The organism is Chryseobacterium sp. CS3K3.1, assembly GCF_059515165.1.
The window spans coordinates 43,263-55,922 of sequence record NZ_JCAKRV010000001.1; the positions used below are offsets into that span (position 1 = coordinate 43,263).

The 12,660-nt window shown below is 38.4% G+C and carries 9 protein-coding genes; 1 reads left to right on the forward strand and 8 read right to left on the reverse strand.

The window, feature by feature from the left end:
• Positions 1-64: 64 nt before the first annotated feature.
• The 8 genes from AC5YGI_RS00225 to AC5YGI_RS00260 all read right to left on the reverse strand — a co-directional run bounded on the left by AC5YGI_RS00225 (position 65) and on the right by AC5YGI_RS00260 (position 11,438).
• Complete coding sequence (locus tag AC5YGI_RS00225; protein ID WP_496167250.1) at positions 65-427, reverse strand: hypothetical protein; 363 nt, start codon at positions 425-427, stop codon at positions 65-67.
• Positions 428-980: 553 nt separating this feature from the next.
• A complete protein-coding gene (locus tag AC5YGI_RS00230; protein ID WP_496167251.1) occupies positions 981-2,963 on the reverse strand; it encodes a heavy metal translocating P-type ATPase in 1,983 nt (660 codons plus the stop codon).
• A 45-nt stretch (positions 2,964-3,008) separates the two neighbouring features.
• Positions 3,009-3,428: a Fur family transcriptional regulator gene (locus AC5YGI_RS00235; RefSeq protein WP_002983024.1), complete on the reverse strand. Its 420-nt coding sequence runs from the start codon at positions 3,426-3,428 to the stop codon at positions 3,009-3,011.
• 17 nt (positions 3,429-3,445) lie between these two features.
• The gene (locus AC5YGI_RS00240; protein WP_496167252.1) at positions 3,446-4,342 is read right to left on the reverse strand and encodes a cation diffusion facilitator family transporter; all 897 of its coding nucleotides are present in this window, start codon (positions 4,340-4,342) and stop codon (positions 3,446-3,448) included.
• 16 nt (positions 4,343-4,358) lie between these two features.
• A complete protein-coding gene (locus tag AC5YGI_RS00245; protein WP_496167253.1) occupies positions 4,359-5,240 on the reverse strand; it encodes a bestrophin family protein in 882 nt (293 codons plus the stop codon).
• Between the two features lie 133 nt (positions 5,241-5,373).
• Positions 5,374-6,603 (reverse strand): efflux RND transporter periplasmic adaptor subunit, encoded by a 1,230-nt coding sequence (locus AC5YGI_RS00250; RefSeq protein ID WP_496167254.1) that lies wholly within the window; start codon positions 6,601-6,603, stop codon positions 5,374-5,376.
• A gap of 1 nt (position 6,604) precedes the next feature.
• A complete protein-coding gene (locus AC5YGI_RS00255; protein WP_496167255.1) occupies positions 6,605-10,966 on the reverse strand; it encodes a CusA/CzcA family heavy metal efflux RND transporter in 4,362 nt (1,453 codons plus the stop codon).
• Positions 10,967-11,114: 148 nt separating this feature from the next.
• Entirely contained in the window at positions 11,115-11,438 is a 324-nt protein-coding gene (locus tag AC5YGI_RS00260) for a DUF6660 family protein (RefSeq protein ID WP_120232553.1), read from the reverse strand.
• Between the two features lie 351 nt (positions 11,439-11,789).
• On the opposite strand from AC5YGI_RS00260, the gene AC5YGI_RS00265 reads away from it, so the two are divergent.
• A complete protein-coding gene (locus AC5YGI_RS00265; RefSeq protein ID WP_496167256.1) occupies positions 11,790-12,596 on the forward strand; it encodes a class I SAM-dependent methyltransferase in 807 nt (268 codons plus the stop codon).
• Positions 12,597-12,660 lie beyond the last annotated feature (64 nt).

Sequence of the window (12,660 nt, forward strand, 5' to 3'; positions counted from 1 at the left end):
GGCCTATTAATGAAGATTTTAAAAACCCCCATTTATTAAACTAAAAATATAGTTTAATAAATAGTTAAGCTAACGGAGGATGGAATATCCTTGAAAAGTATTCTGAAGAATGAGAATTAAAGTAGCTTGAGTCCGGAACTTTAGTAAATAATTCTGAGTTCAGCTGTGACGAAAATGAAAGAATATCGTGAGAAATAAAAACATCTAATCCCGCAATCTTTATAGTTTGGGAACTATTGGACTGCTTTTCTGTTTTGGCCAGTTCTTTTTCCACATAGCATTTTCCCTTACAGGTGGATTGTGGTACATTCCTTTTCTCACAAAGGTTTTTTACAATATAATCATAGTTCACGGCATAGTTTACCAATGGCAAAACAGGGCGTAATGCAATGGTAAAAATGACGAATATGGAAATAAATAACCTCAACGATTTTTTCTCTGTTACAAATATACTACTTCAAAACTGTTTTATATTCCATTTATGATGAATGTCATTGGAAAGTTGAGCTGTTACCGTTAAAATTTACAAAACTGTGGCTGTTACTGTCATCATATTATCCCGAAATTTGAATACAATTTAGTTCTTTATATACAATTTAATCTTGTTAATAAAAACTCTGCTGATATTTTTGGCAGAGTTTTTTATTTTTTTAATGTCTTGTTTTTGTTGGAAACGCAAAGACGCAAGTTTTTTCAATGTTTACTGTTTTTAAGGCGCTAGGATTTTATCTCCGATAAAATTTAACACTGCTAATAATGATTCTGAATGAGACCGATAACTAAGAATTAATCTTGCTAAAAATCTTTGATTTTCTTGCGTCCTTAAAAAACAGCACAATTTTTATCTTCTTTGCACCTTTGCGTTTCTCCAACAAAAAATCTGATACCTTTTTTAAATTAAATTTTGAAAACAAAAGCCCTGCTGAAAAATTCAGCAGAGCTTTATTCAATATAATTGAGTTGTGTTTATTATTTGCTTTTTAAAATTTCATTCTCTGAATTCTCACCGCATTCAAAATAGCCAGCAATGCAACTCCTACATCAGCAAAAACTGCTTCCCACATCGTTGCCAGTCCTCCTGCTCCCAGGATAAGAACAACGGCTTTTACAGCAAAAGCGAGGACAATATTCTGCCAAACGATCTTTTTAGTTTGTTTTCCGATATTGATGGCCATCGGGATTTTACTGGGTTTATCATCCTGAATCACCACATCTGCCGTTTCAATGGTGGCATCACTTCCCAAGCCTCCCATCGCAATTCCTACATCGCTTAAAGCCACTACAGGCGCATCATTCACTCCGTCTCCTACGAAAGCTACAGTCTGGTTTTTAGCTTTGATTTCTTTCACCTTGTTTACTTTGTCTTCAGGCAACAGATCTCCGAATGCATTGTCGATACCCAGCTGATCTGCTACATATTTCACAACGGTGCTTTTATCACCGCTCAGCATCGTAGCCTTTACATTCATTTTATGCAGGTTGTCTACGGTTTCTTTAGCATCTTCTTTGATGCTGTCTGCAATCGTGATATAGCCTGCAAATTTTTTATCATAGGCCATCGCAATTACCGTATATACAATATTGGAGTGGTTAAGATCATAACGGATGTTGAACTTATCCATCAGCTTAAAGTTCCCAACCAGAAGTTCTTTTCCATTAACCGTTGCTTTTAATCCATGACCAGCTATCTCTTCCACATTTTCCAAAGGAATGTTGTGATTGATTTCTCCAACATAATTGTGAATTGCCGTTGCCACCGGATGGGTACTTTTACTTTCGAGAACATTAACCAGCTGAAGGATTTCTTCTTTGTTAAATTCAGGACTTATGCTTACTTCCTGAACTTTGAATACGCCTTCTGTCATGGTCCCGGTTTTGTCCATTACTACATTCTGAATCTCTGCAATACTGTCTAAGAAATTACTTCCTTTGAACAAGATTCCGTTGCGGCTAGCGGCACCGATTCCTCCGAAATATCCCAACGGAATTGAAATTACCAAAGCACAAGGACAGGAAATCACAAGGAATATCAATGCTCTGTACAGCCAGTCTCTGAACTGGTAATCGTTCACGAAGAAATAGGGTAGTAAACAGATTCCAATGGCAAGAAATACAACGATGGGCGTGTATACTTTCGCAAATTTTCTGATGAACAATTCTGTCGGTGCTTTTTGGGCTGTGGCATTCTGAACCAACTCCAGGATTTTGCTCAGTTTACTGTCTTCATAAGCTGTATTTACTTTTACCAGAGCAATACTGTTCATATTGATCATTCCGGCAAGAACCACTTCTCCTTTATTTTTAGTATCGGGTTTGCTTTCTCCCGTTAAAGCTGCGGTATTGAATGAAGCGGAATCTGAAAGCAATTCCCCATCCAGCGCCAGTTTTTCACCGGGTTTCAGCTGGATGACATCTCCAATTTTAGCTTCTTTGGCCTTCATAGTCTTGGGCTGATTATTTTCCATAATCATTACCTCATCAGGACGCTGATCCAATAATGCTTTTATATTTCCTTTGGCTCTGGTAACCGCCATAGACTGGAATACTTCTCCTACGGCATAAAACAGCATTACTGCTACTCCTTCAGGATATTCTCCGATGGCAAAAGCACCAATGGTTGCAATGCTCATCAGAAAGAATTCTGAAAACACATCTCCCTTAATGATACTTTTATAAGCATCTTTCAATACCGGAAATCCTACAGGAATGTAGGCTGCCAGGAACCATACTAACCGTACCCAGCTTGTAAACCATGCAGGTTTTATATAGTTATCAAAGGCAATTCCCAATAATAAGATGATAAAGGATATTATGGCAGGAAGAAACATCTGGAAGACCGTCTGATCTCCTGAGTCGTGAGAGTGATCATGCCCATCGTGGCCATGTCCGTCTCCTTCTGCGTGATGATGTTGGTGTCCTTTTGTATCTGGTTTTTCCGGGGTTGTACTACAGCATTTTTCCATAACTGAATATTTTTATACAAATGTAAAGATGAGACTGATGCAATGCTATTGCAAACTTTCAAGACAGTTTTCGCAGATTCCTTTGGCAAAGAGTCTTATTTCATCAATTCTGAAATTGGTCTGGATGTTTTCAGGGAAAGAAATATCTTCTTTGCAGGTAGTCTGCTTGCATATTTTACAGTAAAAATGCAGATGCCAGTCTTTATGGGTTTTCTCATCACAATCATCTTCGCAGAGTTTGTATTTTGTGGTGGTATTTTCCTGAATGCTGTGAACAATACCCTTTTCTTCAAAGGTTTTCAAGGTTCTGTAGATGGTGATTCTGTCAGCATTATCAAAATGATTTTCTATTTCAGAAAGGGATAAAGCCGCTTCCTGAGAGCTTAAGAAATCATATACCAAAATCCTCATACTGGTAGGTTTGGTATTTTTATCAATGAGTTTGTGTTCTATATCTTTTTTCATTGTACGCTTTTAAATGGTTACAGATGGACTTCATTTTCTTCATAGCCTTCTTCTTCAATCTGAAAAGTGGTATGACTGATTTTAAAATCAGCCATCGTTGTATCTGTCAATGTTTTTAATAATTGATTCTGGGAATACCCGTTCTCTTTTACAACGTGTGCGCTCATCGCATTGACACTGGATGTCAGTGACCACACATGCAGATCATGGATACCTTTCACTCCGGGACTTTTTTCCAAAGATTGACGAAGTGCATGAATATCCACATCTTTAGGGGTTCCTTCCAGCAAAACATTAATGGCTTCTTTCAAAAGTCTCCATGTTCTTGGGAAGATCAGCAGTCCGATGGCAGCTGAAATCAACGGGTCGGCATAGTACCAGCCTGTGGTCAGCATAATTACTCCTGCGATCATAACTCCTACAGAAGTAAGCATATCTGAAAGAACTTCAAAGTACGCACCTTTCATATTGAGACTGCCTTCTGAATCTTTTCTTAAAATCACCATTCCGACAATATTAACGATCAATCCGATTCCGGCTACAATCAGCATGGATTTACTTTGTACTTCCGGCGGGTTCTGAAAACGCTGATAGGCTTCAAACAAAACATAGATTGAAATTCCCAGTAAAACCACAGCATTCACTACTGCTGCAAGTATTTCTGTTCTATAATAACCGTATGTTCTGGATGGATCTGCTTGTCTTTCTCCTATTTTAATGGCAATAAATGCCAGCAATAATCCTACCACGTCGGTCAGCATATGGGCTGCATCCGCTAATAGTGCAAGACTATTGGTAATGATTCCTCCTATTACCTCAGCAATGAGATAGGTTCCGCTAAGGCAGAGAACAATCAGGAGGTTCTTTTTGTGTCTGCTTCCTGCAGAAACGGTTTGTGTTGGTGTGCTTTCCATATTGGGTATGGTTTAATTACATTTCATAATAAGATGTATTCTCTTTTTTGGGTGGAACATTCTGCTCACCAATCATCTGTCTGATATTGATTTCTATGGTCTGCGCCAGAGAAGTCATTGGAGTATCTACAGGACCATTTTCAAACGGATCCTGCATGATGATAGATGTTTTTTCAATCGCAATGAATGTCACCGGAACCAGGAAAGTAATGGTAATTTCTACCAACAGCTGCGAATCATCAAGCCCAAAAGGAAGGATAGCCGCAAAAACATAGATCAGTATATGAACTAAAACACTGTAAGACCGTGGGAAAACGGTATTCTTCAGTCTTTCGCATTTTCCCATACTGTCGCAGAGTCTTATGATGATGTCATTCAGCTGCATTTGCTGGAAATCCGTCAATCCTTTGGATACTGCCATTTCTTTCAGCTGTCTTGAATGTTCATCCAGAATAGCATTGGGAATATTGACAGCTTTGATCTGATGTTGATCCAGGTATTGCTGAACTTTTTCAGAAAAAGGTAACCTTCTCAAAGATTCTCCAAGGGCATAGGTCCAGATGATCTGTCTTTCAGCAAACTCTTTTATTGCTTTGTCTTCTCCTGCCGGCATAAACTGAATGATAAGCCTCACAAAAGTTCTGGAATCATTGACAATGGCTCCCCAAACTGTTCTTGCCTCCCACCATCTTTCGTACGACTGGGAGGTACGGAATGCCAACAGTAATGACACCGCAGTTCCCAGCAATGCGGGAATATTCAAAGGCAGTGAGATCTTACGAAACCATGGTAATTCGTCCAGAAGACCAATAGCAATGGCAAATATTCCGATGAACAGAATTTGGGTTTTTATTTCACGGATGAAATACCAGACTGATATTTTTTTGTTTAGTAACATAATCAGGTCATTTATTAAAAATTCGGTGAGATACTCTTCACTTTTTTTCTGCCGTTTCTATTCAATAAAAATTCCGTAAACAGCTCTAATATAAAGATAAAAAACGACATTCTACTGGTTCCGGCTGCCTTCATTAATGTTCGTGTTCTCCGGAATTCACCAGTTTCGCATTCACGAAAAATGCGCCTTTCACTACTATTTTTGCATTGTCAGGAATATTTCCAACCGGAGTTATCGCGGTATAGCCCATATCCGACGTTCCTTTCACTACTTCTATTTTTTCAAAGTTTAAGGTTTTCGGATGTGGTTTTCCTCTTTCTTCATGTTCTTCTTCCGCTTTTTTATCGGTCTGAATAAACACATAGTATTTTCCATCTGCTTCTACAATGGCTTCTGTAGGTACTGCCGGGGTTGTGCTTTTATCAAGGCTTACAATTCCGGTGATATTCATTCCGTCAATCAGACCGGATTTGTTTCCAATTACTTCACAATGCATAGAGATGGTTTTACTTTCGTTTTCAAAAGAAGATCCTATGCTGTAAATTCTTGCATCGTATTCAGTTTCCGGATTGTTGGTCAGTTTAAAATGAACAATCTGCCCTACTCTCATTTTAGGAAGATCTTTTTCAAACACCTGAAGATCGAGATGAATAGAACCGTTATCAATCACAGTAGCAACGGGAGAAGAAATATCTACATAACTTCCGATCTGTGCTGTAATACTGCTAATTGTTCCGCTGATGGGTGCTGTGATCACCAAACCGGATTTCATGTTTCCATTGCTTACTTTTCCCGGGCTTATTCCCATCATCTGAAGCTGTTTCAAAAGAGATGCTCTTTTTGTTCTTAAGGTTTTAAGCTCAGCATCAGCACTCTGAAGATTTTTCTTTGCGCCTGCATCATTATCAAAAAGCTCTCTCTGTCTTCTGTATTCCTGTTCTGCATAGGTAATTCGGCTATTGGTAGTCAGATAATCTTCCTGAAGCTGGATATATTCCGGATTGGCAATGGTGGCAATGACCTGCCCCTTTTTCACAATACTTCCTACCTGAATATTGATGGTTTTGATGATTCCTCCATACAGGGAAGTGATGGTTGCTTTATTACTATTGGGAACGCTCAGTAAACCGTTAGCTTTTATCGTGGATGTCAGCTCTTTCATTTCTATAGTTCCCAAAGCAACGCCTACAGATTTCATCTGATCTTCTGCAAGAGAAGCTATGGTTTGAGGTTCCTCGTCATGTCCTTTTTCCGATTGTTCGGTTTTAATACCTGCCTTTTCCGTTGCCTTTTCCTGTTTTCCGCAGCTTATGATGGAAAGGGCCGTGACTGTAAGATATATGATATTGTGTTTTAGTTTCATGTTATTTATTGATGATTGAATTAATAGTAACGACAGATTGGTTCACCTGCTGGATAGATTCCAGGTATTTTAATTGAATATTTGTGGCAGTCTGCAGGGCAAAAAGATATTCTACATAGGAAATTTCCCCCGTTTTATATCCTAATTGTGCTGCTTTCACGATTTTCTCAGCGTTAGGAAGCGCCTGACCTGTGTAATATTCATATTGCTGGATATCCTGCTGATATTGGCTGAAAGCATTTTCCAACTGAGCGGAAAGCTGTTTCTGCTGCATTCTAGCATTGGTTTCTGCAACCTGTTTTTCATATTCCAGTGCCTGAATTCTTGCTTTTGTAGCTCCAAACGTCAATGGAATCGCTACTCCTACTGTTGCTGACTGAAAACGTTTTCCTGAATTATAAAAATTCTCCTGCCCGTTGATGGTATGAAGACCTATCAAGGACTGGTTGGTATATCCTAAACTGAAATCTGGCAGCCCCAGTGATTTTTCAACTTTCTTGTTTTTTTCGGCGATTTCCATTTCCTGGTAAAAAGCTTTCACCGTAGGATTGTTGGCAACTACCGCACTATCGAGTACATTTTCTGCTTTCAAAGGAATATAGTCTTTATTAAACGGGACTTCAATATCTTCCGAAGTGTTCATAAGAGTTTTTAAATTCTTATAGGCATTATTCAGATAGACTTCATTTTGTCTGAGCAAAAGATCAATTTCCCCTTTCTGGGTTTCTGCAGTACTGATCTCAATTTTCTTGATATCACCTGCTTTGAATCTTACGGTTGCAATTCTGATGAATTCCTCATAATATTGATCCAGGCTGGTCAGCTGGGCCTTGTTATACTGAAGATATTCAATCTGATAATAGTAAGTCCGCACCTGTTTTATCAACTCATTGGCTGTAATCTCCTTATCAATCTGCTTGCTTTTAATATTCTCACTGATTAAATCTTTTCTTGCTTTAAAAAGTGTCGGAAAAGGAATACTCTGTGAGATCGCAAACGATTGGTCAAACTTTGGGCTGTTGTATTGCCCAAGCTGTGCTTCAAAGCTCAATTTCGGAAGTTCTTTTGCTGTTGCCCTCAATGCTTCAGCAGATTTAATGCTTAAGTCTTTTGACTGCAGGGTTAAGTTATTATTCACTGCCTGCTCTACCGCCTGTTCCACAGAAATAGGCCTGGACTGTGCTTTAAAAGTCTGTCCCAGCATCATCAATCCTACAACAAGAACTGCCGTAAACATTCCCGTATTATTATTTTTTCTTTTCAAAATCTTTGTGTTAAAAATGATATACAGCATCGGTAAAACGAATAATGTAAGGAATGTTGCCGTTACCAGCCCCCCAATTACTACTGTCGCCAAAGGTTTCTGTACTTCAGCTCCGGCTCCGGTGGAAATAGCCATTGGCAAAAATCCTAGTGAAGCTACGGTAGCCGTCATCAGTACAGGTCTTAATCTTGTTTTTGTTCCTTCAAAGACTCTTTTCAGAATATCCGCTTCACCTTCTTTTTCTAATTGATTGAATGTTCCGATCAAAACAATTCCGTTCAATACCGCTACTCCAAACAGGGCAATAAACCCGATTCCGGCACTGATACTGAAAGGCATATCTCTTACAAGAAGGGCAAATACACCACCGATCGCACTCATAGGAATGGCTGTAAAGATCAATGCAGCCTGTTTGAATGAACGGAAAGTAAAATACAGAAGCATAAAAATCAGAAGCAATGATACCGGAACAGCGATCATCAAGCGCTTGCTGGCTTCCTGAAGATTTTCAAACTGACCTCCGTAGGTAAAGTAGTATCCGGAAGGAAGTTTCACTTTCTCCAGTTTTGCCTGAATATCTTTCACCACACTTTCCACATCCCTGTCTTTCACATTGAATCCGATCACAATTCTCCGTTTTCCCTGTTCACGGCTGATCTGTGCCGGCCCCAGCTTATAACTTATATTAGCCACCTGTGACAATGGAATCTGAGCTCCGCTGGCGGATGTTATCATCAGGTTATTCACATCTGAAATATCTGTTCTGTGAAGACTGTCCAGGCGGACAACCAGATCAAAACGTCTTTCATTTTCAAAAACCTGTCCGGCAGCTTTTCCAGCAAAGGCTGTGCTTACTGCATTGTTGACATCTTCGATATTTAATCCGTAATTAGCGATTCTTGTTCTGTCATATTGAACGTTGATCTGTGGAAGACCGCTCACCCTTTCAATCTGAGGCGCCGTAGCTCCATCAACCGTCTGAATGATTTTACCGACTTTATCCGCATACATCGCTAAAGAATCCAGGTTTTCTCCAAAAATCTTTACAGCAACATCCTGTCTGATGCCGGTCATCAACTCATTGAAACGCATCTGAATAGGCTGGTTTTTCTCAAAAAATACTCCTGGAATGGTTTCCAGTTTTTCACTGATCTCATCCGCGAGTTCGTTGTAGGACTTCTTGGTTTTCCATTCACTTTGCGGTTTTAATACTACGATCATATCGGTTGCTTCAGGAGGCATAGGATCTGTAGGAACCTCAGCAGAACCGGTTTTCCCAACGACCATTTTGACCTCATCAAACTGTTTGATAATTCTTGATGCCTGCATGGAGGTTTCTATACTCTGACTCAAAGAACTTCCCTGTGGCAGTATACAGTGGAATGCAAAATCTCCCTCCTGCAGCTGCGGGATAAATTCCCCACCCATATTTTTAAAGATAAAAGCAGAGATAAGGAACACTACAGCTGTTGCAGAAACAATGATATACTTTACTTTGATTGCTTTTTGTAATAGTGGCTGATAGATCTTTTGAAGACGGTTCATCATTTTATCGGAGAAAGTTTCTTTGTGGGATACTTTCTTAGATAAAAACAAAGCGCTCATCATCGGAATGTAGGTCAGTGACAGAATCAAGGCTCCCAGAATGGCAAATCCTACTGTTTTGGCCATTGGGGTAAACATTTTTCCTTCTACACCTGCCAGGGTAAGGATCGGGATGTATACGATAAGGATGATGATTTCTCCGAAGGCGGCACTGCTTCTGATTTTTGATGCAGAAAGGAATACTTCTTCATCCATTTCGGACTGCGTCAAAGCGCGGACAGATTTTCTTACGCCCAAATGATGTAACGTTGCTTCTACAATGATTACCGCACCATCTACAATCAGTCCGAAGTCTATGGCTCCAAGACTCATCAGATTGGCACTCACTCCGAAAACATTCATCATTCCCAAAGCAAATAACAGGGAAAGCGGAATGGCCGAAGCCACGATAAGTCCGGCTCTCAGGTTTCCAAGAAAAATCACAAGAACGAAAATAACGATCAGTGCTCCTTCGATGAGGTTTTTCTCAACGGTATTGATCGCTCTGTCTACAAGGTCTGTTCTGTCCAGAAACGGTTCAATGATAACGTCATCGGGAAGAGATTTCTGAATGGTCGGAATTTTTGCTTTGATATTGCTTACCACTTCATTACTGTTTGCCCCTTTCAACATCATGACTACTCCACCTACGGCATCTACTTTCCCGTCATAGGTTAATGCCCCGTAACGAACGGCACTTCCTAATCGGACATCAGCAACATCCTTTATAAAGATCGGAACGCTTCCTGTTTCGTTTTTAACAGCGATATTTTTGATATCTTCCAAAGAGGTAACCAAACCAATTCCACGGATGAAATAGGCATTGGGCTTTTTATCAATATAAGCTCCTCCTGTATTCTGATTGTTTTTTTCAAGCGCTGTAAAAATTTCGGTGATGCTTGTTCCCATTGCTTTTAACCGATTGGGATCAATAGCTACTTCATATTGTTTTAATTCACCTCCGAAACTGTTGATCTCCGCCACTCCCGGTGTTCCGTTCAGCTGTCTGCGAACGATCCAGTCCTGCATGGTACGGAGTTCTTTAGCATTGTATTTCTTTTCGCTTCCTTTTTTAGGATGGAGAATATACTGGTATACTTCTCCAAGTCCTGTACTCACGGGAGCCAGCTCGGGAGTTCCTACTCCTTTCGGAATTTCTTCTACTGCATTTTTCAGCTGTTCATTGATGAGCTGTCTCGCAAAGTAAACATCTACATTTTCTTTGAACACTACTGTAATCACAGAAAGCCCAAATCTTGAAATACTTCTTGTTTCCTGAATATCAGGAACATTGGCAATACTCTGTTCAATAGGAAAGGTCACCAACTGTTCCACTTCCTGTCCTGCCAATGTAGGACATACGGTAATAATCTGTACCTGGTTATTGGTGATATCCGGTACAGCATCTATCGGTAATCTGGTGGCACTCCATGTTCCCCAGATGATCAGCACCAACGTCATCAATCCAATGATCACCTTGTTTTTGATACTGAATTTTATAATTTTATCTAACACGATTGATATTTAATTTTTATTGAAAAGTGAACGCACACAGTATAAAATACTGCAGCAAAAATATCCTGAAAACCTCTGCAATGGTATTGCAAAGTTTTAAGCACAGGTAAATATCAGAAAGCAAAAGCTTTCTAAAAGTCAATAAAAATTAAATTTTAGGAGGCTGCCATATAGGATCGTAAACCTGGTAAGCAAAGTCATTTTTGTGGAACAAGATCTTCTTTGAAAAATAAGCAGGAATCTGCTCAGGAATCTCCAGTAAAGGATCCATCTTAAATGCTGAAACTGTTATCTGACAACAACTGCAGGCACACAGAGGAGAACAGATATCTCCTTTTTCTTTTGAATGGTTTTCCTGAACACTCAGGGAAACTATTTTATTCCCGGAATTCTGTGGATGAGACACATCAGCACATGGCATCAATGATAGTGCCATGAAATAAATTGCCAGTATCCATCTTAAGAGGTTCATGGTACAAAGGTAGATATTTTTTGCAAAATTGAAACTTTTCTTTATATAACTGGATTATTAAAAATATAGTTTTAAATCAAGTTTATTTGATCGAATGAATTTTAGTTTAAAAAAAAGCTTATATACTTAAAAAGAAGTATAAACGACAGAGGATTTATTTTTGTATTCAAATTGTAATTCAGACAGATACACAAATTGCAAACACACTAATCTCAAAAAAAAACTATAAAACGCTTATATTTTTGCAGATCATTAGTCTGTTTCAGAAACTTTTAGAAAGGTATTCGTAATTACGAAAAGGTACTTTGAAACCATATAAAATATAAATAGTTTTGGGATAGAAAACGCAAAATGAAAATAAAAAGTAAGTTATCCAAGTATTTAAGAAAACTAAAATTACTCCGTTCCGCTGACCAAATCAGGTTTTATTATACCTGGTTAAAAATGTATAAAAAAAACAAGAAATTCAGGTCAATTCATCCAAATACTAAGCTCCCTAAAGATTATCTAATGTATGAATCTTTCTTATTAGATTATGACAGCTATTATAATGGAGGGAAAGTAACAGCAGAATGGATTATAGGTTTAATTAGAAATCACAAAGAGATTAAACATAAAAAAATTTTAGATTGGGGATGTGGTCCGGGGAGAGTAATTAGACATATGCCCACTCTTTTGGAAGAGACTAACCAATTTTTTGCAACAGATTATAATGAAGAGTCAATAGATTGGTGTTCAAAAAGTATAGATCATATTGATTTTAAAACAAATCACCTATCTCCACCATTACACTATGAAAATGATTTTTTTGATATAATTTATGGGATTTCAATTTTTACTCATTTATCTGAAAAAATGCATACTGAGTGGATTAATGAACTTAGAAGAGTTTTAAAAAAAGACGGGATCTTAATTGTAAGTCTGCAGGGAAACAATTTTAAGTCAAAGCTTACGTCCTCTGAGTTAAAAGAATTTACTAATGGAAAACTTGTAGTACGGGGCAATACGAAAGAAGGACATAGAATGTATTCTGCTTTCCATCCGGAAACATTTGTAAAATACTTATTTAAAGATTTTACTATACTGAACCATATTGTTTATTCTGATGATCTAGCTAACAGTAATATATCTCAAGATGTGTGGATAATAAAAAAATGATCTACAATATGATTTGTATTTACTGTTTAATCATTCACATGGAGATACAAATAGATATAGAATG